Annotated in this window: 24 protein-coding genes, 1 pseudogene and 1 riboswitch; of the genes and pseudogenes, 10 read left to right on the forward strand and 15 right to left on the reverse strand. The window is 39.0% G+C overall.

All coding sequences use genetic code 11. The features are described from left to right. Nucleotide 1: 1 nt before the first annotated feature. From ABC371_RS02375 to ABC371_RS02395, 5 genes are all read right to left on the reverse strand, one after another. Nucleotides 2-625, reverse strand: a complete 624-nt coding sequence (locus tag ABC371_RS02375; protein WP_412895405.1) for a TetR/AcrR family transcriptional regulator — start codon at nucleotides 623-625, stop codon at nucleotides 2-4. Nucleotides 626-738: 113 nt separating this feature from the next. Next, nucleotides 739-1,275, reverse strand: a complete 537-nt coding sequence (locus ABC371_RS02380; protein WP_412895406.1) for an HD domain-containing protein — start codon at nucleotides 1,273-1,275, stop codon at nucleotides 739-741. A gap of 48 nt (nucleotides 1,276-1,323) precedes the next feature. Then, entirely contained in the window at nucleotides 1,324-2,046 is a 723-nt protein-coding gene (locus ABC371_RS02385; RefSeq protein ID WP_412895407.1) for an amino acid ABC transporter ATP-binding protein, read from the reverse strand. Continuing rightward, a complete protein-coding gene (locus ABC371_RS02390; RefSeq protein WP_412895408.1) occupies nucleotides 2,043-2,699 on the reverse strand; it encodes an amino acid ABC transporter permease in 657 nt (218 codons plus the stop codon). Before ABC371_RS02390 ends, ABC371_RS02385 begins: the two co-directional genes overlap by 4 nt. Nucleotides 2,700-2,953: 254 nt before the next feature. Continuing rightward, nucleotides 2,954-3,787 (reverse strand): basic amino acid ABC transporter substrate-binding protein, encoded by an 834-nt coding sequence (locus ABC371_RS02395; RefSeq protein WP_412895409.1) that lies wholly within the window; start codon nucleotides 3,785-3,787, stop codon nucleotides 2,954-2,956. Between the two features lie 425 nt (nucleotides 3,788-4,212). Here ABC371_RS02395 and ABC371_RS02400 point away from each other — a divergent pair, with 425 nt between their 5' ends. The 3 genes from ABC371_RS02400 (at nucleotide 4,213) to ABC371_RS02410 (ending at nucleotide 6,462) form a co-directional block, all read left to right on the forward strand. Further along, nucleotides 4,213-5,130: an ABC transporter permease subunit gene (locus ABC371_RS02400; protein ID WP_412895410.1), complete on the forward strand. Its 918-nt coding sequence runs from the start codon at nucleotides 4,213-4,215 to the stop codon at nucleotides 5,128-5,130. Nucleotides 5,131-5,144: 14 nt separating this feature from the next. Then, nucleotides 5,145-6,041 (forward strand): ABC transporter permease, encoded by an 897-nt coding sequence (locus tag ABC371_RS02405; RefSeq protein WP_412895411.1) that lies wholly within the window; start codon nucleotides 5,145-5,147, stop codon nucleotides 6,039-6,041. Between the two features lie 76 nt (nucleotides 6,042-6,117). Further along, nucleotides 6,118-6,462 (forward strand): ASCH domain-containing protein, encoded by a 345-nt coding sequence (locus ABC371_RS02410; protein WP_412895412.1) that lies wholly within the window; start codon nucleotides 6,118-6,120, stop codon nucleotides 6,460-6,462. A gap of 44 nt (nucleotides 6,463-6,506) precedes the next feature. Here the strand turns inward: ABC371_RS02410 and ABC371_RS02415 are convergent, their stop codons facing one another. Then, nucleotides 6,507-6,932, reverse strand: a complete 426-nt coding sequence (locus tag ABC371_RS02415) for a YbaN family protein (RefSeq protein WP_412895413.1) — start codon at nucleotides 6,930-6,932, stop codon at nucleotides 6,507-6,509. A gap of 186 nt (nucleotides 6,933-7,118) precedes the next feature. Here ABC371_RS02415 and ABC371_RS02420 point away from each other — a divergent pair, with 186 nt between their 5' ends. Beyond that, entirely contained in the window at nucleotides 7,119-7,574 is a 456-nt protein-coding gene (locus ABC371_RS02420; protein WP_412895414.1) for a DUF2269 family protein, read from the forward strand. A 27-nt stretch (nucleotides 7,575-7,601) separates the two neighbouring features. Here ABC371_RS02420 and ABC371_RS02425 read toward each other — a convergent pair whose 3' ends face one another. From ABC371_RS02425 to ABC371_RS02435, 3 genes are all read right to left on the reverse strand, one after another. Then, a complete protein-coding gene (locus tag ABC371_RS02425) occupies nucleotides 7,602-7,880 on the reverse strand; it encodes a hypothetical protein (RefSeq protein WP_412895415.1) in 279 nt (92 codons plus the stop codon). A 125-nt stretch (nucleotides 7,881-8,005) separates the two neighbouring features. Further along, entirely contained in the window at nucleotides 8,006-9,517 is a 1,512-nt protein-coding gene (gene scpC, locus ABC371_RS02430) for a succinyl-CoA:acetate CoA-transferase ScpC (RefSeq protein WP_412895416.1), read from the reverse strand. Between the two features lie 150 nt (nucleotides 9,518-9,667). Next, complete coding sequence (locus ABC371_RS02435; RefSeq protein ID WP_412895417.1) at nucleotides 9,668-10,312, reverse strand: LytTR family DNA-binding domain-containing protein; 645 nt, start codon at nucleotides 10,310-10,312, stop codon at nucleotides 9,668-9,670. Between the two features lie 153 nt (nucleotides 10,313-10,465). On the opposite strand from ABC371_RS02435, the gene ABC371_RS02440 reads away from it, so the two are divergent. After that, nucleotides 10,466-10,942 (forward strand): DinB family protein, encoded by a 477-nt coding sequence (locus tag ABC371_RS02440; RefSeq protein WP_412895418.1) that lies wholly within the window; start codon nucleotides 10,466-10,468, stop codon nucleotides 10,940-10,942. Between the two features lie 264 nt (nucleotides 10,943-11,206). Here the strand turns inward: ABC371_RS02440 and ABC371_RS02445 are convergent, their stop codons facing one another. Continuing rightward, on the reverse strand, nucleotides 11,207-12,268 hold the full coding sequence (locus tag ABC371_RS02445; RefSeq protein WP_412895419.1) for an AbrB family transcriptional regulator: 1,062 nt from the start codon (nucleotides 12,266-12,268) through the stop codon (nucleotides 11,207-11,209). A 95-nt stretch (nucleotides 12,269-12,363) separates the two neighbouring features. Between ABC371_RS02445 and ABC371_RS02450 the strand changes: the two genes are divergently transcribed. The 3 genes from ABC371_RS02450 to ABC371_RS02460 all read left to right on the forward strand — a co-directional run bounded on the left by ABC371_RS02450 (nucleotide 12,364) and on the right by ABC371_RS02460 (nucleotide 15,622). Beyond that, entirely contained in the window at nucleotides 12,364-12,783 is a 420-nt protein-coding gene (locus ABC371_RS02450) for an acyl-CoA thioesterase (protein ID WP_412895420.1), read from the forward strand. A gap of 390 nt (nucleotides 12,784-13,173) precedes the next feature. Further along, on the forward strand, nucleotides 13,174-14,319 hold the full coding sequence (locus tag ABC371_RS02455) for a coiled-coil domain-containing protein (protein ID WP_412895421.1): 1,146 nt from the start codon (nucleotides 13,174-13,176) through the stop codon (nucleotides 14,317-14,319). A 145-nt stretch (nucleotides 14,320-14,464) separates the two neighbouring features. Then, on the forward strand, nucleotides 14,465-15,622 hold the full coding sequence (locus tag ABC371_RS02460) for an MFS transporter (RefSeq protein WP_412895422.1): 1,158 nt from the start codon (nucleotides 14,465-14,467) through the stop codon (nucleotides 15,620-15,622). Between the two features lie 71 nt (nucleotides 15,623-15,693). On the opposite strand, the gene ABC371_RS02465 is transcribed toward ABC371_RS02460, so the two are convergent. From ABC371_RS02465 to queF, 3 genes are all read right to left on the reverse strand, one after another. After that, nucleotides 15,694-16,623 (reverse strand): ATP-grasp domain-containing protein, encoded by a 930-nt coding sequence (locus ABC371_RS02465; protein WP_412895423.1) that lies wholly within the window; start codon nucleotides 16,621-16,623, stop codon nucleotides 15,694-15,696. A gap of 101 nt (nucleotides 16,624-16,724) precedes the next feature. After that, nucleotides 16,725-17,351 carry a queuosine precursor transporter gene (locus tag ABC371_RS02470; protein WP_412895424.1) on the reverse strand — a complete coding sequence of 209 codons (627 nt, stop codon included), beginning with the start codon at nucleotides 17,349-17,351 and terminating at the stop codon, nucleotides 16,725-16,727. A 15-nt stretch (nucleotides 17,352-17,366) separates the two neighbouring features. Then, nucleotides 17,367-17,867, reverse strand: a complete 501-nt coding sequence (gene queF / locus ABC371_RS02475; protein ID WP_412895425.1) for a preQ(1) synthase — start codon at nucleotides 17,865-17,867, stop codon at nucleotides 17,367-17,369. Nucleotides 17,868-18,002: 135 nt separating this feature from the next. Beyond that, nucleotides 18,003-18,050, reverse strand: a riboswitch (PreQ1 riboswitch). Between the two features lie 167 nt (nucleotides 18,051-18,217). On the opposite strand from queF, the pseudogene ABC371_RS02480 reads away from it, so the two are divergent. Further along, nucleotides 18,218-19,599 (forward strand): annotated as a pseudogene (locus ABC371_RS02480) (Glu/Leu/Phe/Val family dehydrogenase). A gap of 107 nt (nucleotides 19,600-19,706) precedes the next feature. Here ABC371_RS02480 and ABC371_RS02485 read toward each other — a convergent pair. Continuing rightward, entirely contained in the window at nucleotides 19,707-21,410 is a 1,704-nt protein-coding gene (locus ABC371_RS02485) for a DUF2207 domain-containing protein (protein WP_412895426.1), read from the reverse strand. A gap of 95 nt (nucleotides 21,411-21,505) precedes the next feature. Here ABC371_RS02485 and ABC371_RS02490 point away from each other — a divergent pair, with 95 nt between their 5' ends. Next, nucleotides 21,506-22,294: an HAD family hydrolase gene (locus ABC371_RS02490; protein ID WP_412895427.1), complete on the forward strand. Its 789-nt coding sequence runs from the start codon at nucleotides 21,506-21,508 to the stop codon at nucleotides 22,292-22,294. Nucleotides 22,295-22,323: 29 nt separating this feature from the next. On the opposite strand, the gene ABC371_RS02495 is transcribed toward ABC371_RS02490, so the two are convergent. Beyond that, nucleotides 22,324-22,653 (reverse strand): hypothetical protein, encoded by a 330-nt coding sequence (locus tag ABC371_RS02495; RefSeq protein WP_412895428.1) that lies wholly within the window; start codon nucleotides 22,651-22,653, stop codon nucleotides 22,324-22,326. Nucleotides 22,654-22,754: the final 101 nt, after the last annotated feature.

Below are 22,754 nucleotides of genomic sequence, written 5' to 3' on the forward strand. Positions count from 1 at the left end.
ATTATTTGTAAAATGCTTGTTTTAGCATTTCGATATATTCGTCCATTTCTTTAACCAAGTCTTCACTATTTAATTGGTCTAATGGAATAGCCTTTGTTTGCTCTTGCTTTTGGTATCCAAAAGCTTCAAGTGACCAAAAAATAATATTCATCGCTTTTTGAACGTCGATTCCTTCTTTAAATTTTGAAACGTCAATCGAATTAGCCAACCTCGAGTAACTACTCTTTAGGACATCCTTGTTCCTTTTTTCTAGTTCAATTTTGATTTCAGGTGAATCTTCTTCAAAAGCAAACCTAATAAAGTTGAACATCTCTGGGTGTTTTTTCATTAGTTCGAATTTAATCAGTGTTATGCTGCGGTATTTGTTAAAAATATCAGGTTCATCTAGATCAATATTTGCAAATAATTCATTGACCATTAACTTTAAATAATAGTCATATAAAAACAAATAAAGTTCTTTTTTGTTTTTAAAATAATGAAACAACAGCCCCTTCGAAATACCAGCTTGCTTCACAATCTCATTTGTGGATGCATTTGCATAGTTTTTTTCAGCAAACTCTTTTGTGGCTGCATTTAAAATTCGTTCCTGTTTTTCTTGATCTAAGTTGAAAAATTTTGAATGCATGGTAAATCCTCCATTTATCATTGACCAAACTGGTCAATTCCATTATATTCCTCAATGACCACATTGGTCAACAATAAAAAAAGCCCCAAAGTTATCCTTTGAGACATTACATTTTAACCAAACAATGTATCGACTTCTTTTTTTAGCTCTTCTATTAATGGAAATGTGGAGGCATGACCTAGGCTTTCGACGATGTTTCGGTAATACCATTCTTGTTTTTCCTTGCCGCGACTAAACCTTTCCCAAACTTGGTCGCCCTTTTCTTGGTAATCGTGGATAATCGACCGGATATTATGAAGTTTATCCGCACATACGACTGTTCGAGTATCTTCGGAAGCCGTCCGTAGGAATGAAATGGTATGCTCTTTTCTTGCTTCCCAAGGTAGAGATTTATCGGGCTCTGAACAACCTTCCACAAGTTTTGCAACCTCATCACTAAAACCGTCTCTTATATCTTCTAAAGTAAGCTCTGTATCCTCTACCGTATCGTGTAGGATTCCAGCTGCTATCAGTTCCTCACGAGCATTTACTTTCATTAAAATCAGAGCGACACCAAGTGGATGTGTGATGTATGGAATATTGGTGAGCTTTCGGTATTGCCCATCATGTGCCTTACTTGCAACCACAATCGCTTTTTCAATCATGTCCATTTTTCAGCCTCCCTATCAAAGAAATACCTGACACACCACGTGCCAGGGTTAAAGTATTTTACTTAAAAATGCTTTTGTACGAACATGCTGAGGATTTTCGAACAGTTCTTTTGGTTTGTTTTCCTCCACGATATAGCCATCGTCCATAAAGAGGACACGGTCACCAACTTCACGCGCAAAACCCATTTCGTGGGTCACAACAACCATGGTCATTCCCTCTCGCGCCAACTGCTTCATAACCTCTAAAACCTCACCAACCATTTCAGGATCAAGAGCAGAGGTCGGTTCATCAAATAGCATAATTTTCGGCTCCATCGCAAGTGCTCTCGCAATCGCCACTCGCTGTTTTTGTCCACCTGACAAGGAGTCTGGATAGGCATCTGCTTTTTCAGCAAGACCTACCTTTTTTAAAAGTTCCATCCCTTTATTATATGCTTTTTCATTGGAGACCTTTTTTACCTTTAACGGAGAAAGCATGATGTTTTCCATCACCGTTTTATGAGGGAAAAGATTAAACTGCTGAAACACCATACCGACGTCCGTTCTAATTTGGTTGATGTTTGTCTTTTTATCTGTAATATCGATTCCCTCAATATAGACATGCCCTTCATTGATTGTTTCTAATACATTTATGCAGCGTAAGAAGGTTGATTTTCCAGAACCTGAGGGTCCAATCACTACAACAACCTCCTGAGGTTCGATTTCGACGGAGATTCCTTTGAGCACCTCATTTTCCCCAAACGATTTCTTAATATTGTCTATTTTAATCATTCAGTTTTCAACCTCTTTTCTAGATAGTTTAATAGAATGGTTAATGAAAGAGTGAGAATTAAATAAATGAAGGCTGCCATTAAGTATGGCTCCCACACGCGGGCATGCTGTCCCATCATCATCCGTCCCCAATGCATGATTTCTGGAGTCGCAACTACTGAAAGAAGGGATGAGTCTTTTATGAGAATCACAAATTCATTTCCTAATGGAGGAATCATCCGCTTAAAGGCTTGCGGGATAATGACGTATCTCATCGCTTGTGCATGTGTCATACCTAAAGATCGTGCGGCTTCCATTTGTCCACGGTCAAGGGACTGAATGCCCGCTCTAAAAATTTCTGCTATGTATGCGGACGCGTTTAAAGTAAGTGCGATCACACCTGCAACAATTCCGTTTGTTCCGCCTAAAAATAATGGAACAACTCCGAAGTGAACTAAAAAGATTTGAACGAGAAGTGGTGTCCCACGGAAGAACGTCACATAACAAACAAATGGAAACGCCACCCATTTATTTCGAACCATTTTTCCAAGCCCAATAAATAAGCCTAGGATTGTCCCAAGCAAAATACCAGCAATCGATAAACCGATGGTAAGCAATGTCCCCTGTCCAAAATAGGGAAGGTAGTCAATGAGAATGTCAAACTTAAAATCCATGCTGCGTCCCCCTGTATGATTAAATTATCGGTACTAAGAAAAGCGCAAGGCGCCCGCCTATCGGCGACAAGCATAAGACGAGCGCTGACAGAAGGCGCTTCTTGCCTTCCGAAGCGAATGGCTTATGACCTCGAGCCGATGGCGCCTGGAGCTAGACATCGAAAACTACGTAAAAATTTTATACTTTCTTATCTTTTAAATATAAAGGCAAAAATTGCGTAACACGTTGTTGTCGTTACGCAATTTTGCTCTCCTTATTTTGACGCTTCTTGTTCTGCCTTAAGTGCTTCTAAATCTGGCTCTGCACCAAACCATTCTTTATATATTTCTGTGTATTTTCCGCTTTCAATAACAGCTTCAATTGCCTTATCAAAATCGGCTTTTAAGTCGTCACTGCCCTTAGGGAACATCATTCCATAGAACTCCGCATCAAACGTATCCTTGTCTCCAACAACCTTTAGCTTTTTGTCTGGATTTTGCGCAGCATAGTATTCAATAACACCGTTATCCGCTACAACTGCCTCCGCACCACCACTTTCAAGTTCAAGGATTGCTAGGTTATTATTTTCAAAAGCTTTAATATCAGGATGCTTTTCACCTAATACCTTTTCAACTGCAAAATGGCCTGTTGTAGAAGCCTGAACTGCTACCTTTTTCCCCTTTAGATCTTCAGCCGTTTTGATGTCACTATCTTCTGGAATCATGATCTTGTTTGTTGATAAGAAGAAAGGTATCGTAAAAAGATATTCCTTCTCACGGTCTTCGGTAATTGAAATCGATGATATTGCCATGTCATAAGACCCTTTGTTTAATTCAACGAAAATGGGGTCCCAACCAGTATGTTTGATATCTAGTTCGTAACCTGCTTCCTCAGCTACAGCGTTTAGAACATCGATTTCAAAACCAACAATTTTGTCCCCCTCCATGAACTCGAATGGTGCATAGGCCGCATCTGTCATGACCTTAAGTGTTTTTTTACCTGCGTCTTCTCCCTCTTTTTCTCCGCCTGTCCCACTCGTATCACTCGTTCCACAGGCTGCTAAGAAAAGAAAAACAAGCAAGATTGAAAAAACCGTTACTTTTTTCACGAATGTAACCCCTTTCTATTTTTATAAAATTTAAATAATTCATTTTTTTACTATATTAGCACATTGATAGTCTAAAAGAAACATTGAATTGACAATTCTCCACTATCTGCGCCTTACTCCTTACATATTATGAACCTCTAGCAGGACGATAGAACTAAATCATTCGACATAAAGTGAAACTTCAATCAGTGAGGTTTTATCGACGCACAGGAAGTGCTAGTGCAGACGTTGCGACAGGACATAACCCTCTTAGTCTGCTTTTTCTCCCACTGATTGTTAGTTGAACCAATCGGGCTTTTACGGGCAGTTATCCGACCATGGAGGGATTTACTGCCCGTTAATGCGGGACAAAACGGGTGGTGACAGGAACTGGAATTTCGAATATATTTGAAATAGTAGGTATTTTCTAAAAGAGAGGTGTTTTTGTGGGGGTTGTCAAAGAGTTTGGGAAGATCTTTGTCATCTATATATGTGTGTTCTTATGTGTGTTTTTATTCGTTCTTTTCCCTCGCGAACCGAGTATTGAAGTGGAAGGTAAGGCGATGACCGTTGTGTATTCCTATCATTTTAATTTGAAGGAATATGCTACAAATGTAAGTACGTTTTTAAAGAATGTATATGAGAATAAAAGTCTTGGAGGCACAAAGTTTGCGACCCTAACAGCCGAGGATGAAATCGCAAAATTTTTTCCAAGAAGCCTCAAGATTATCTTGATTGGATATATTCTTAGTATTGTGTTCGGGGTATTAAAGGGGATACTGGATTACCGGTTTACAAATACGAAAAAAAGCTTTTTAGGAAGTGGCGCCACTTGGTTTTTATCGGGGGTACCAGACTTTTTTATCACCATCTGTTTAAGCTATTTTATCCTATTATATGTTCCTGATTTTAGCATTATGGGTACCGAGGCTTGGTGGAAGTTTATTGCACCTAGTATTCTTATCTCCATTGCGCCGATGCTGTATGTTGCGAGAATAACATCTGTTTCCCTACTGACCCAGGATCGCGAACCATATATTCAAGTAGCATTCGCTAAAGGATTTACAAAAAATAAAGTTCTCTTTAACCATATGATGAGATCATGTTTCATCACGGTTTCAAGTCATCTACAATCGATAATGGTGTTTGTTCTATCAAACTTATTGGTTGTCGAATATTTACTAGGTTATCAGGGCGCTGCTTATCGTTTGTTTACTGCAATTGGCTATACAAATTTCATCCCACCGGGTGGCGGGGCCGATGAACGTGGGTTAATCATTGGGATTTGTATAAGTTTCCTCATGCTGGTGATGGTTGCCCATATTATTAGTCAAGTCATCAAAATGAGATTGGATCCGAAATAAGGGGGTGTTCTAAGTTGAATCGAAATTGGTTTTTAATCACTGGCCTAATTATGTTAGGTATTTTACTTATTGTTACGTTTGTCGGGCCTCATTTCCCGTATGTAAAAGAAGGTATCGAAGAGGGCAGAATTCGTTTCTTAGATGGTGGAAAGAACTTACTTAAAGCACCATTCACCCCTGAACAGCAGCCTCCTTTTGGGTCTGACCATGAAGGAAGAGACTTGTTAAGTGTTTTAATTGTTGGCGCAAAGGACACACTAAAAATCATTATCGGAATAGTTGTCCTCCGCTACCTGATTGCAATCCCGCTTGGGTTACTCGCTACCAGAAAAAACAATCCGATTTCCTGGATTGTTACAACTTGGAATAATGTCTTTTCAAGTATTCCAATCATTTTTTCTGCGTTGCTTTTATTAGCCATACCAGCACTTGTTATGAACGATAACAGGTTATGGTGGTCGGTTTTACTATTAGCATTAATTGAGGTAGGAAAAGTAAGTCATATCATTCGTGAGGAAACACAACGAATTGTAAGGAAGCCTTATATTGAGGCTGGAATCACCGTTGGAATCTCCCCGCTTCGACTTGCTTTAGGTAATATTTTACCGAATACATATCCAGCAATCATGGTTAATTTCTTTATTGATATCGGAAGAACCTGCTTATTAATTGCGCAGCTTGGCATTTTTGGCGTGTTCCTTTCCCAAGTGTTTGTTCAAACGAATTATGGTGTTGGGGAAATGATTAACACAAGTCTAAATTGGCCAACCTTACTTGGGCAAGCTAAAAAAGACATGCTCAGTTCCATTTGGATCCCATTTTGGACATGTATAGCAATCTCCTTTACGATGTTTACATTCACCATTTTAGGGGAAGGCTTAAGAAGGTATTTTGACCGAAAGACAGCCTAATTGACACACTGTTATAATGAAAGGTGAATGGTAAAAAAATCATTCGTTCATAACGTGAATCGAAAGGAGCTTGGAAATGACTACACCTAATAATGAACTACCAGCTAAAACATGTTCTATTGACCGTCTTGTCACAATGGAGTCGGACATTAAAAAGGTTCTTGAAGGTAAAAAAACAGCTACACGTAGAAATGGCAGATATGCCGATGTTGGGGAAATAATGACCCTTGAAGGTCAATCATTTAGAATTGACCACGTATACGAGCAATCCCTTGGAGAGCTAACAGATGAAGACGCAAAAAGAGAAGGCTTCAACACGGTTGATGAATATAAAGAGTCGATTCTATCATACCATCCGGGAATGCCATGGCTCCCTCAGATGAAAGTGTGGGTACACGAGTTTAGCAAGCTAGAGGATTAATAGAAAACCCTTGTCATCGCTATGATGGACAAGGGTTTTAACGTTTATTTATGGCTTGTTTTTTCAACAAGTGCCTGTTCCTGTATTGCACTCATTTCTGGTGCTACGGTTTTTATTTTTGTGATGAAGTAGTAGTATTTATAAATAACAACCGCGACTAAAAGTAGTTTTACGGCTATGCTATCAAGAATAATAAACGGGACTGCTATCATTGCATCTGCGGTTAATAGAATTGTTAGCTTCTGCCTTAGCGTCATTTCACGTCGCTTCACAAAGCCTTCTAAATACTTTTTATATAAACTAGTGCTTTTAAACCAACGATCAAAGCGGTCCGATCCCTTTACAAAAAAGAAGGAAGCAAGCAGTAACAGGGGCGTTGTTGGAATGAGTGGCAGCACAATGCCTACTGCTCCAAGAACCAAGAAAAGAAAACCTAAAACAATATATAAAAATTTCGTGATTCTGTTCATCAATATTGCCCCCCTTCTTTACCTTTCTAAAACCTTTTTCTATTATATCACGTATTTCTTACTGGAAACCCACTGTCACAAAATAGTAAGATAATGAATGGAGAATTGTGAGGAATATCACTTGTTATTTTTAGTAAGGTGCTATCATTAATAGTGAAATATGTTGTGAATGGGGGTTTCCATCGAATGGATGTCATTTATCAAGTACTTGTTTTCATACATATTTTTTCAGCCATCCTTGGAATGGGACCTGGCTTTATTTTAACAACCGTTGTGAAGTCAGGAGACACAATGACCGAGCTTCGACATTCATACGCAATCAGACATAAACTCCATATTTTTGTCATGATTGGAGGTATTCTCCTGCTTGTATCCGGACTTTTAATGGGGGCGATTCATCCATATCTGTTTAAAATGGGGTGGTACATAACAAGTTTACTACTCTTCCTTGTTGCGTTGGCAATGGGACCATTTGCTCTTACGCCTAAATCAAAACCAGTAAAAGCGTTATTGGAATCACATCAAGGGGATGACATTCCTGCAGAATACTATCCTTTGGCAAAGGCTCTATTTAGAGTGGAGCATACTGAGAACACGATCTTTTTGATTGTCATTGCATTAATGATTTTAAAGCCTTTTTAAAATTTTCGTTACTAAATCCCCATCCATTCACTGGTGGGGATTTTCTTGGATTGGTTGTTTCTTTTTAAATGGGAGTGCGACTCCTTGTGTGAGTAGGCTTATGATAATAGCGACTCCAACCAGCAAGGATATAATGATCCAAAAATTGATGCCGAAACCGACGAGCTTATAGGCACCTTCATAATAATTTACGTCCGGGCGATTGATATTGGATGATATGATCGCAGCAGTAATGTGTTTTGTGGCATACAAAAACGCCGACACTGCGATGAAAAAGCAGCCAACAAATGCCTTGATTTGCTTCATCTAACCCCTCTTCTCTAATCACTTTTTTGTTAATCGTATCATGATTTCAAATCATGGGACATATTACTTTTGACCTATAAAAAAACCGCATAAAGAATTTCTTCTTTATACGGCTACTATTCATTTTATGCTTCCACTAATTCACTTTGCAGCATTGTGCCTGTTTGGGCAAAATTTGTGTGCCACGAAAATGCTTTTTCTAGTACGTGAGGTGTTTGACCGCCTCTGGTTAGGGCTTCTTGGTAATACTCACGTAACTGCTGTTTATACTTTGGATGTGCACAGTTTTCGATGAGCAATTCTACACGTTCTCTTGGTGCGAGGCCACGTAAATCTGCATATCCTTGCTCTGTAACGATAACATCCACATCATGCTCTGTATGGTCGACATGGGAAACGAACGGAACGATACTTGAAATGTTTCCACCTTTTGCAATGGACTTCGTGACGAAAATCGCAAGGCGTGCATTTCGAGCAAAGTCACCAGACCCACCTATTCCATTCATCATCTTTGTCCCAAGCACATGGGTTGAATTCACGTTTCCGTAAATATCAAGTTCTAAGGCTGTGTTGATGGAAATTAGTCCGAGACGACGAATGATTTCAGGATGATTTGAAATCTCCTGAGGTCTCATGATCAAGCGGTCTCGATACTGGTCAAAGTTCGCAAATACTTTTTTCATTTTTTCTTCTGATAGAGTGATCGAACAGCAGGAAGCAAAGTTTACTTTACCGGCGTCCATTAAGTCAAATACCGCATCCTGTAATACCTCAGAATAAACCTCTAATTCTGCAAACTCCGAATCAAGCATACCGTGAAGAACCGCGTTTGCTACAGAGCCAATACCAGATTGTAAAGGTGCAAGCTTCTCAGTTAAACGTCCTGCTTCAATTTCTTTACGTAAAAATGTTAATAGATGCTGTGCCATGATCTCTGTTTCCTCATCAGGTGGCACGATTGTTGAAGGTGAATCAGTTTGTTCTGTAAACACGATTCCTTTTATTTTATCAGCATCCACTTTAATTCCAGGCAGGCCAATTCTGTCATCTGATTTTGTTAAAGGAATCGGCTCTCTCTTCCCCTGTTTGCCAGGTGCATATAAATCATGAACTCCCTCAAGCTCAGGTGTTTGGGCAAGGTTGATTTCAACGATAATTGATTTTGCATGCTGAGCAAATGTTAATGAGTTTCCGATTGACGTTGTTGGAATGATTAAACCATCTTCTTTTATCGAAACCGCTTCCAAAATTGCAATGTCCACATCCATTACATTTGAGCGTATTAATTCTGATGTATGTGATAAGTGTTGGTCTACAAATAAGAAGTCCCCTTGGTTAATACCCTTCCTCATTGTTGGATCAGCCTGGAACGGTAAACGCTTACCCAAAATTCCTGCTTCTGCAAATAATTTATCAACATCAGAGCCTAATGATGCTCCTGTATATACGTTTACTTTTAATGGTTCGGTCTCAGCTCGTTTTACAAGTGCAAACGGAACCGCTTTCACATCACCCGCACGTGTAAAGCCACTTAGTCCTAACGTCATACCGTCCTCGATCCATTTTGCCGCTTCTTCCGGTGTTACAACACGGTCATGCAGACGGGTATCCTTAATGCGATCTAGTTTGTTATTCATTTCTCCCATCCCCTTTATGAAATTGAATATTAAGATAATTTTACAAGGAATCACCACATGATTAGGGATTTCTGGAGTAAAGAACAATAAAATCCGATAAAAAAGAAGAACAAATCCCTAAAGCAGCAGATTTGTTCTTTTTCTAGAAAATTAGAACCCTAACAGTTTTCGAAAATAGCTGGAATAGTTTTGACTGACTGGGACTCGTGCTCCATTGTTCATTTCTAGGACGAACGTGGAATGAGTATCAGGGTGAATTTCTTTTATTTGATTAACATTCACGATAAACGACCGGTGACATCGGATAAAAGAATCCTTTGGCAAAGTATATTCGAATTCCTGTAGGGAGTATTTATGTGTTCCAGAGAAGTCTTTTGTGTATACATGAGTCTTCTTATCCTTTGCCTCTAGATACAGACATTCAGAAAATGGGATGGGAATCCAGCCATCCTGAGATTTCACGGTCACAACCGATTTTCCATCTGTTAAGGCAGGGTAGATTGCTGTGACACATCCCTCTAACTCATTACCATGAAAAAAGGGTACAGCCATTCCATGATAAGGAATACCAAATACATCCCGATTGATAAATTCGGAAGCCTTTTGTTTGGAAGTAATTGCTTTATAGGCGATGGTCCCCTCTTTTACCTTATCACCTGGTTTTATTTTGAGATCAATACGTTTACTTGGCCGATAATAGACATATTCCTTTGTATTTGAAACCGCTATCGAAATTTCGTCAGAGAACAATTCTCCAATCACGTCTAAGAGTGAGCCAATTGTTATATCCTTCACACTACAACACCCTTTGTCGTATAAATCTAGTATCCACTTCTATTTTACAAGCATTTGAATGATAAAACATTAACTTTAATAAAATCGTTTAAAATGGTTTTTATATGTGCATGAAGTATAATGATAGTAACCATATTTTTAGGAGGGATACATATGTACCATACAATTGAAGAGTTTGTTCAAGATTGGCAATACGAAGGCGGAGCAACACAAAAAATTTTAGATGCTTTAACCGATGAATCCTTATCACAAGCGGTTGCGCCTGGCCATCGCACATTAGGTGAGCTTGCGTGGCATGTTGTGACTTCACTTCATCATATTGTTTCACTAACTGGACTCCAGTTTGAAGGTGCAAACGGTGAGGCAGTACCAACCTCTGCCAAAGAAATTGCTGATGGCTACAGAAAAACGAGTGAAAATTTCATTTCTGCAGTGAAAGAACAATGGAATGACGAAAGCTTAAAAGAAGTAGCGGATATCTTTGGTCAACAAATGCCAAAAGGGGCAACGCTTAAAATGGTGAATACCCACCAAATTCACCACCGTGGACAAATGACAATCCTCATGCGTCAAGCAGATTTGAAGGTACCTGGTGTTTATGGTCCTTCAAAAGAGGAATGGGGAGCTTAATTTATTCGCAGAAAGGAGCCATTTTGAGATGGCTCCTTTTTTTGCTTTCATTCACCGTTTTAGTTGACATAATACTTTTCAATCAAACGTTTGTTTAGCGTTCTATCCCTTGGTACACAAGGGTTTCAATTTCCAATTAAACGTTTGTTTGAATTTTTGCTTACAAAGTCAGAGAGTTTTCAATCAAACGCTTGTTTAAAGCACACCCATTACCCCTCAAGGGCTGCAGACTTCAATTAAACGTTTGTTTGAATCCTTTTTTTATCAAGCAGCTGCTTTTTCCTTCCTAGTAAACATCCATTTTAAAAAGCTAGGAACAAGTAATATGATGAATAACAGACGGATTAGTTGTAGTGAACTGACGACAGCTGGGTCTGCTCCGATGGCTGTAGCCGTTAACACCATCTCTACTAGGCCACCTGGTGCCAAACTTAAGAGTGCTGTTGGTAAATCCAAGTCTGAGAAAATAGCAAAGATATACCCTAATCCAAATGATATTGCTAGCAAAAACACTGTGAGTACAAAATATACCCCACAATATTTTCCACCAATCTTTAAATCTCTCAAATTGATATTATTCCCCATCCTCATTCCAACCGTAATTTGGGCAAGAATCAAAAACCATGATGGGATACTTGGCAGGCCTACTCCTGTGACACCAAAAATCGCTGTAACCGCGAGTGGCCCAATGACATAAGCCGCTGGCAGCTTATCTCGAAGGAGCCACCCTACCAATAGTGCTAACCCAAACCATAAATATGCATAGAACGGAACACTGCTAATATTTTTTGTCACCTCATATGCATTCCCTGCACCCGCGATGAACCAATGGGTTACAATAAACGGAACCATAAATACGACCGTTAGCAAGCGCACCGTTTGAAATATTGTCACCATTGCGGAATTTGCTTTTAACGAATGGCTTGCCGCTACCATCTCTGAAAGTCCCCCAGGAATCGATCCAAAAACACTTGTCATCGGGTCAATTTTAATAAAACGAGTCACAAAAATACTATTTAGAACACTAACTGTTAGTAGCAAAATAGTCGTGAATAAAAATGGAATGATATAGGGATATACGATAACAAATGTTTCCTTGGTAAAGGATAATCCAAAGTAAATTCCCAGTGTTGCAAGCCCAACGTTATACAACCTTGTTGATACAACCATTTTTTTATGAGTAATCGCTTTGTATAAAATCATGAACGTCATTGGTCCGAGTATCCACGGAATTGGAAAGTGTAACAAATAAAACAATACGCCCCCAACACTCGCAACTACATAAGACTGTAAAATCCCCTTCATGTGTGTAAAATTCATTTTCATGTACGACCTTTCTATGTTATCAATCTTTTACTTTCCATTATGCAGGAAAAGAACCTGCTTTGCAGAATATACTCTTTAAAAAGGAGGTATCCCACATGGAAAATTTTAAATTCTCACATACCATTCGTGTCAGATATTCTGAAATCGATGGACAAAAAATTGTTTTTAATGCGCATTATCTTACATATATCGATATCGGCTTTACTGAGTACATGCGTGAAATACTAAGTCCCGATTGGCTTACAAATCCCCAGTCTTCACAGTTTGAGCCGGTTCTTGTTAAAAGCACGATTGAGTACAAAAAACCAGCATTACTAGATGACTTAATAAAGGTGTATGTTCGTGTGAAAAAAGTAGGCGGTTCAAGCCTTACCCTTGAAACCATTATCAAACGCGATGACGATATTCTTATTGAATCGGAAACAGTACAAGTAAATTACAACAATGTTACAAAAAAGTCAGCACCTATTCCTAATCACATAAAAAATAGAATCAAACAGTTTGAAGAGATCTAGGTGAATTCAAGACGCTAGTGGATCTATTATTTTCCAGACATATCTTTATTTAGCGTCTTATCCACCCCTTTCAAGGGATTTCAAAATCAATCCCTTCCCCCCTTAATACCAGTCTATAGTAGGAATGATGTCCCTCTCACCCGACCAAAGTAGGATAATTCCACAACAATCTATCAGATAACATTTCGTTTATTACAAAATTAATTTCGACATTAAAAGTGGGGTTCCTTTATTACAATCCTTTATTCTATTGAGTTTTGAAATATTACAATTTTAACATTATGTAACAATTTCGCGACAAATGGAGAAATTCATAGAAATATATGATACTATGGGATAGTAAAAACTACGTAATAGACTAAGTAGATTAGTAAGAAAGTAGGAATAATTTTGAAAAAGACACTCGTAACCTTAAGTGCCACTTTAATGCTAAGTGCCTTTTCTCCATATGTGATACAAACTAGTGCAAATACGATGAGTACCCTTCAAAGTGATCTTACCGAAACGCAAAATGCTTTGAAAAAATTAAACGCACAAATTGCAAAAGTTGACCAAGCAATTGAAGATAACCGTAAAATGATCGCTCAAACAGAAGCGGAAATTAAAAAGTCTGAAGAACAAGTACATACTCTTCAAGCTGAGATTGACCAACTTGAAAAAGAAATTGAAGCACGTAATGAAATCCTTAAAGAGCGTGCTCGCATGATGCAGGAATCTGGTGGAACAATTAGTTACCTAGATGTTATTTTTGGTGCTCAAAACTTCTCAGATTTTATTAATCGTGTAAGTGCAGTTTCTACAATTATGCAGGCTGACCAAAAAATAATCGACGAACAAGCGGAAGCTATCAATCTAGTAAAAGATAAACAAGATACCATTCAAGAAACACTAACTTCTTTAAAAGATAAAAAAGAAGAATTGGTAGAAATGCAGGGTCAAATTGAAGAACAAAAAACTCAAAATGACGCCTTAAAGGCTGCCTTACAATCTAAAGAACAAAAAACATTAGCCGATATCGAAGAACTTCGTGCAAGTATGATTACAGCTACTCCTGCTGTTACCAATACATCAACTACTTCGACATCAACATCTAAATCAACATCAACTGCATCTGTTCCTGCAGTACCAACTTCAACACCAAAGGTAACAGGATCAATCAGTACTGTCATTAATGCAGGATATAAGTACATTGGTAACTCGGTATATGTATTTGGCGGTGGAAGAAGTGCTTATGACATTGCAAACGGTCGTTTTGACTGTTCAGGCTTTGTACACTGGGCATTCTCACAAGCTGGGGTAAGTGTTGGTTCTAGCACAAGTGCATTAAGAAGCCAAGGTACTGCAGTTTCAGTTAGTGACATGAAACCTGGTGACTTAGTATTCTTTAATACGTATAAAACAGATGGTCATGTTGGAATTTATATTGGCGGCGGTAAATTTATCGGTTCACAAACCTCTACTGGGGTTGGCGTTGCTGATATGACACATGGTTACTGGAAAAGTCACTTCAATGGTCATGTAAGACGTATTATGTAAAAGAGACAAGTTCCTACAAAAGCATCTTCATCATGAAGGTGCTTTTTTTGTTAATTTTTTATAACTCCTCCCCTTCAACGACTCGCAAATTGTTCTCATTTAATTTATTATAGGAAGGTAAGCTATCATACTGGAGTGACATAATTTGGATACAAAAAAAGCGTTACCGATTCTTTTTGCTGTTATGTTTTTGGTTTATGTCGGGTTCGGAATCATTATTCCTGTTATCCCCTTTTATGCAGAAGACCTTGGTGCTTCACCAACTGAATTAGGTCTGCTAATGGCTGTCTATTCCTTAATGCAATTCTTATTTGCACCCATGTGGGGAAGAATTTCTGATCGGATTGGACGTAAGCCAGTTATCATGATTGGCATTTTCGGCCTTGCTGTTTCATTCTTTTTAATGGCCTTATCTACAGAGCTATGGATGCTTTTTGCAGCTAGAATCATCGGTGGCTTCCTTTCAGCTGCAAATATGCCGACCGTCATGGCGTATGCAGCCGATATTACGTCTGAGGAAGATCGTGGAAAAGGAATGGGTGTCATTGGTGCATCGATTGGTCTTGGATTTATTTTTGGACCAGCGATTGGTGGCATTTTTTCAAAAACGGACTTACAGATGCCTTTTTATATTGCGGGAACCTTATCCTTATTAACTTTTTTCCTCGTGATGTTCGTTCTTAAAGAATCATTGCCAAAAGAGGAAAGACACAAAACAGAGAGAAAAAGAACAGGCCTCTTAAAAGCACTCAACGGTCCGGAATCTGTTCTGTTTTTCCTTTCACTATTTATCACATTATCTCTGTCTGGTCTTGAGGCTACCTTTGCTTACTTCGCCGCGGAAAAAGCTGGTTTAGGAACAACTGAACTAGGTTATATTTTTATGATTATGGGGCTCGCCGGAGCGATCGTTCAAGGTGGGCTAGTTGGAAGATTGACAAAGCGCTTCGGTGAAGGCTTTGTCATCCAAATCGGGATATTCGTGTCTGCGATAGGTTTCTTCCTTATTTTATTCACGAAAAATTTCCTGACTGCCGCAATATTCCTGACAATTTTCGGGGTTGGAAATGGCGTTATTCGCCCTGCAGTATCGGCTTTATTAACAAAGCGTGTCAAGACTGGCCATGGAAGTGTTACAGGATTATTGTCTTCCTTCGATTCACTCGGAAGAATTCTTGGACCTATTTTAGGTGGCTTGCTCTACTCAGTCTCAGTTGGTTTACCTTATATCTCAGGTATATTCCTGTCAGCCATCGCGTATATTTTATTTAAAATTTATGCGGTAAAAACAAACAAAGGGTAGCGATTATGGCTACCCTTTGTTTCTCTTTGCGTACAATATAACAAAGAACCAGAAGAACTGTCCCTGCGGTCCTACAAAGCTTTTCCAAGAAATTTGGCAAGTTCTAGCATTCCGTATTTGCCTGCTTTGGCTTCGGCATCGGAGTTGTAGTTTGTGTTTGTGTTAACGTCATAGGTGAATATTTCGCCAGCGGCATTTTTCACAAACTCGATTCCAGCTACATCGATTTTTACAGCTTTTAGAAAAGCTTCATACCGCTTTATCAAAGCTGGGTCAACGTCTTCTGTTATTTCAAACTTAGGACGAACTTCTATTTCTTCCCCAACTGGGCAAAACAAATCGCCAATTTGACATGCATCTGCCGGGCAAAGCTCAAACCCTTCAGACGTATCAACCCGTACAGAATACACATATTTTCCGCCAACAAATTCAGCTCTTGTAATATAGGATTCTGGTGATTGGATATATTCCTGAATAAGCGTAATACCGTCAACCGGTTCTTCGAATGCGGGACTGTTCACGTATGCTTTCAATGATTCCACAGTTTGAAATAATTGAACGCCAAGCCCCTTTCCTGCCCGATTATGTTTTGTGATAAATGGTGTTGTCCCTAGTTTTTCAGCTGCTTCGATAATTTGTTCACGGCCGACTGCCCCGATTGTTTTCGGAGTGCGAACCCCATTTGCCTCAAGGGCTGTGTACTGTTTTATTTTACTTAACTCTAGACGCAATGCATTACTTCCATTAAACACCGTACGATTATGGTGTTCAAGCCAGTCTAATATCCCACCTGTTAACTCGGGAGCAAATCGGTGGTCCCTTGTGTGAGAGGAGGCACTCATTCGATTGTAGAACACTCCCTCGGGTGGCTCAGACGTCAAATCAATGATCCCCTTATCAAGATGCCAAGCCTCGTATGGAAGCTGTAGCTCATCTAAACGTTTTGTTAAATGAGCAGTCCACTCATCATTTTCATGGATAATAAATATTTTTTTAGACATAGTACGGCCTCCCAAATCCCTATTAATCTGATATGTATTATCATATTTGAATGTTTAAAAAAGTGCAAACAAAAAGAACCGCTGAAAACGGTTCTTTGTTATTACCCTTGAACAGCGGTTGGAGATTCTTTTTTTCGCACGATTCCCACTAACAAATAGACCAGTGGTGTTGTGAGAATAGCAGCAAAAAACTTAAAAATGTATTGAGTAAAAATCAAGCCTATTAATGCGCCAACTGGCATCATTCCTACAAAAGCAATTGTGATGAAAATAGAAGTATCCACTAATTGGCTTACCATCGTGGAAGCATTGTTTCGTAGCCAAAGTTTTTTGGGACCATGCTTCTTCTTCAATTTATTAAACACAAATACATCTAGATTTTGACTAATTGCATACGAAATCAAACTTGCTAAAATGACACGGAAACTTCCACCTAGGATCGTTTCAAATGAATCCTGAGCACCAAACACTGGTGCTGCTGGTAATTGGATCGTGATTGTAATAAAGATAAGAGCAAGCACCTGAGTAAACAGACCTGCTTTAACAGTTCGTTGTGCTTCTTGTCTTCCGTACACTTCCACGATGACATCAATGATTGGATAGGTAAAAATGTACACAATCACCGCTGCTGGAAGCATCAAAAATGTACCCACACTAAAAAGCTTAACCGCTACAATATTGGCCAAAATTAAAAGTCCTACAAATATTCCATTTAAGTATAAAATCATAGCTATTCCCTTCCCTTATCGGTTATCTACTTTTTCAGGATAGAGGTCGTGGTTCATCAAGCGAAACTGGGCCATTTCCTCATATTTCGTACTTGGCTTTCCATAGTTACACCAAGGATCAATTGAAATCCCTCCACGTGGAGTAAATTTCCCCCACACCTCGATATAACGTGGATCTAGTAGTTTAATAAGGTCATTCATAATGATATTTACACAATCCTCGTGAAAATCACCATGATTACGGAAACTAAATAAATACAGCTTTAAAGACTTACTTTCTACAATCTTTTTATCAGGGATATACGAGATGTACATCGTTGCAAAATCCGGCTGATGAGTTAATGGGCAAAGACTTGTAAACTCCGGGCAATTGAACTTGACAAAATAATCGCGGTCCACATGTAAATTATCGACCGCCTCCAAAACCTCTGGTGCATAATCAAAACTATATTTTGTGTTTTGATTCCCCAGTAAAGTTAAATCCTTCAATCCTTCTTCATGACTTCTTCCAGACATAAAAAAACCTCCCTGTAAAATGTTTTCCCAACACCTTAAAGAGAGATTCACCTACTACCAATCTATTTTGCAAAAACTAGGATGGATAAAAATACGAAAAAAGCCACGTCCTATATGGACATGGCATAATGTCATGTATCCATAGTTTTTTATAGAGGGTTTTGAGCTATGAACCTCTCCCGATGAATTCGGGTATCCTTTCATATCTTATAAGAGTCTAAGGAAATCGTCAAGAGTGGGTTTGGAAGACATCAATTGTCAGGCATACTCCCTATGTAAACATATGTTGGGACACAGAGCTTGTCCACATGTTACACTTTTAGGAGAAGCGCTTTCAAACAAAAGGAAGAATGAAATTGAATAAAACAAAACAAATTGTCCAAAATTCATTAGACGCGTTGATGACAGATGACACGTTTATTCCAGAATTAACAGGAAAAACCCGGGAGCAATTTTTACCTCGTTAGCCTCCATACTTTCAACTCCGAATCATGTACATAAGTCTTTTTTAAGAATCCCGTTAGAAAATGGTCAGGTGGTTCGAATACCAGCCTATCGCGTACAGCATAATAATGCTTTAGGTCCTTATAAGGGCGGAATCCGGTTCCATGAAACAGTCAATGAGGATGAAGTGATTAATCTTGCATCCCTGATGACATTAAAAAATGCACTCCATGATGTTCCTTTTGGTGGCGGAAAAGGCGGCCTTGTTGTCAATCCTAGAACACTATCCGAAAAAGAACTTCATTTGATTTGTCAAAAATATGTTCGTTACTTTGCCGACAGTCTCGGTCCTGATAAGGATATCCCAGCACCAGATGTGGGTTCTGGTGAACGAGAGATGGACTGGATGATGGCGGAATACAAAAGCATTCGACCTGGTAGCCCATATCGAGGTAGTTTTACAGGAAAAAGCGTGGTCAACGGAGGTTCTTTAGGTAGACGTGCGGCAACTGGGAAAGGGGTATATTTTACCTTCCGTTATCTGTTTCACGACTTTCCTCAGAGCCAAAAAATTCTTCTCACTACTACTGATAGCATCTTTGCAAACGCAGTTACAAAGTTTGAAAATAAACCAATGAAACTGGCTGTTCAAGGCTTTGGAAATGTTGGTTCAGTTGCCGCACTAGAAGCGTACCAATGTTCTTATCTTCAAAATAAAGTCGTCGCGGTTAGCGACCGGAATGTTACCTTATTTAATGAGGATGGTTTAAATATTCCAGCCCTCGTAAAATTCACAAAAGGAAACAAGGGTGATCTTCCTGTTTCAGTCGAGGAATTGACTATTGCGGGAGTAAAGGCAGACATACTAGACAGAGAAGCTATTCTTTACCTCGATGTAGATGGTCTCATCCTGGCTGCGTTAGAAGATCAAATTCGTACAGACAATATGGAAAAAGTGAAGGCACCGATTATTGTTGAGGGTGCGAATGCTCCGATAACAAGTGATGCAGACGACCTCTTAAGTAAAAAAGGTGTCCTGATTATCCCGGACATTCTTGCAAATGCTGGTGGGGTTATTGTGTCCTACTTGGAATGGCTACAAGGCCGTGAAACTCAATTTTATTCAGAGGAAGAAGTTTTTAGTCAGCTCTTTAAGAAAATGAAAGGAACATTGGATTCTATTTTACCGGCATTCTTTGGTGATACCTTCACATTGCGACAAAATTGTTATATCCATTCTGTGATGAGACTTTCGACTGTACTGTATCGTCAGGGAAAATTGTATTAAAAATAGGTAAAGCGGAAGCCTTTTGGCTGCCGCTTTTTAATTGCTTATGAAGGACTTTCCAGGGCTACTTTTTTCCACTAAGGATCCTTGAGATGCATACTCACCTACTAAAAAGCCCCAGATCCGCCTCCGCCACCACCGGTTCCTCCGCCACTGCTGCTACTAGAACTGCTGCCGGTTCCAATAGAATCATTCGCAGATTCGAACTGGGCCGAGGCGTTTGGTCCGACATATCCGAAAGAATACACGGAATACGGGTAAAATCCTCCACTTTCATAGCGGTACGGTTTATTAAGAGCGAATATCAAATCATCATTCTGCTTCATCATTCCTTTATCCCCCGTACCTAGCCCATAAATATAGGCGCGCATCTGGTCATCCTCTGACCATTTTTTCCACTCATCGGGTGACAAAGCCTTATAGTTTCCTTTAAACATCAACCACTCATGAAAAATCTTAAGTCCTTCTCTATTCTTTGGACGATAGGCAATCAAGTAAATAATGATTCCACCAAACAAAATCAATGTTAAGACAAACCATGAAAATAACTCATACATCGGGAACAAGAATAGAAATGGAACTAGTACAATGCTTAATAGGCCTAGGAATAATTTGAAATTAGACTTATCCTCATAGAGATGGTGCTCCTTCACTTCATTCCGGACAGCCTCTCCCCATTTCATTTGGAAACTTGAGTAATTTCCAGAGTTCTTTTTGTTTTTTGAGTAGGACTGGAGGTCTGAAAAGTCAAACACACCATTCCGACCTATTTTTTCAAATAACCACTCTATTAAAATCCTTTCATGTGGCAATGCCGCTTCCTGATTCATGAGCTGAAATTTTTCATCTGAAACCTGTCTTACCATCTTTTTTCTCACCAAATCCAATAATGCTGCGGCCATTGATTGCCCCTGTGGTAGATAGTTATGATTTGTAAAGACTATGGTTGCTGGTAAGCTCATCACCTGTTTTGGAAGTGCACTGGGATTGAGCATTTCACTTTTAACTGCTGCAAGTTTTGCTTTTCCTTCAAATCGATTTCGAACAATTATCACTAAAAAGAAGAAAGTAAAAATTGGAACTAACACAATTGCAACCTTTGAAAGAGTTTCTTTTGTCTCAGCTCTTTCTTGTGCTTTTATCAGCAGTTGATTTTTATCATTTACAATTTCCTCTTTCATCGGCTTATCAGCAGTGACATAGTTTGCCCCTGAAAACAATTCAACAGGATAGGCAACGCGGATATCCCCATTTGTTTCACTTGGAACCTCTCCGAAGTGGAACACGGCCGAGCCATCAGATTGAACCGATTCCGATTGAAATGCCTCATCATAACCAAATGCAATCACATTGCTCGTTGATTGAGGTGGATGAATGGTAATGACTAAATTCTCATAGGTTGATTCATTCCTGTTATCAAAAAACGGCCAATAAAATTGTGCTACATCCTTATAAATTTCTACTCCATTCTTAATCGTATAGGTGAGTTTGACAGTAATTGTCTCGTTTTTCCCCTTACGATGAATTTTATAGAGGTCGTCTTCCTTTTCAACTCGCAACTCTTCCCCATTTTCAGATGCGGAAAAATCCTTTATCGAACTCCCCTTTTTCGGAATAACGGTTCGGGTGATCCCGTTAAATTCCCCATCAAATTCGAATGTATGGGCTTCGGTTACATGAACAGTCCCATCATCTTGCAGGTACGCATCCATTATCACATCATTGATCCAATAATCGACAGCAAGTCCTTGAATCGGAAAAATAAAAATAAATACGACTAAAAAAATGAGGCCACCAATCTTTGCTCGCATGTCCGTCCCTCCTTCATACTTACTTATACGAATAAACTCGCAAACAGGTTTCAAACTAACCAACATGGTATACTAATTCAAAAAGGAGAAATTAAATGCCTGATATAAAAATTGTTTTTCTTGATATAGATGGAACGATTTTACGACCGGACGATACAATCGAGCAATCAACAAAAAATGCAGTTGCTCAGCTTAAAGATAAAGGGATTGAGGTATTTCTTGCAACCGGAAGACCCCTTCATGAAATTACGGATATTGGTGATGAACTTTCCGTTTCATCCTATATTGCCTACAACGGAGCATTTGCCGTACATAATGACAAAACACTCTTTAACGAACCTCTTCCCCCTAGCTTAGTCGACAACCTATTAAAGACGACACAAGAAAATAACTTTGATATTGTCCTGTACTCTAAAAATAAAAATATATTCCCTAGCATGGAATCAGGCATTGTAAAAGAGTTCATCAAGACTTTCCATCTAAAAAAGAATGCGTTGTATGACGACATGCACAAAGAAGAAATTTTAGGTTCAACCATTATTACAACCGAGGAACATGCAGAAAAGAAGTTTGAACATATCAACGGTATTCATCTTTCTTCTGTCAATGTGGAAGGTATGAAAAACTGTCGTGATGTGATTCGTGAGAAGGTTAACAAAGGGGTGGCAGTTAAAGCCGTTTTGTCTGCACTCCAACTTCTGCCTGAGCAAGCAGCCGCATTTGGAGATGGCATGAATGATAAAGAAATGCTGTCTGCAGTTGGTTCAGGATTTGCAATGGGGAACGCTAATCCTGATTTATTTTCCTATGCCAAATATAAAACAACAGACGTTGAGAATTCTGGAGTATTCAACGGATTAAAATCGATAGGGCTAGTGAATTAAGTAAAAGAGCTTGGGTTTCAAGCTCTTTTTCATTTGGTAATCGTATGGGAGGCGATGATATCTCCATCGTCAATCGCATCAAAAATTTCAAAGAACCGATAAATAGGCTTTTCATTCGTATACTTCTGTAACACTTCTTCTAGTTTAGGAGAGATTACCTTATGGGCGGCTTCAGCATCTTGCTTCGTATCCCAATAATTTACTACTCTATATTCACCAGAGGAATCATCAAAGAAATAAACATTTCCTCTAAATCCCATTAAGTATCTACTTTCTTTATCAAATTCTTTTGTTAGCTTCTCTGCGACTAGTCTCTGTCCAGTTCCTAATGTATATTGAACCAACCTTGCATGAAACATCTGTAACCCTCCTATGTTTTTAGTCTATCTGGGCTTACATAGCAGAGTATGTTAGGTGGGTTCGTTTTGTTCCAATAAACTTTACGTGGGCTCGATATTCA

Origin of the sequence: Bacillus jepli (assembly GCF_047238305.1) — a bacterium.
GTDB lineage: Bacteria > Bacillota > Bacilli > Bacillales > Bacillaceae_L > Ferdinandcohnia.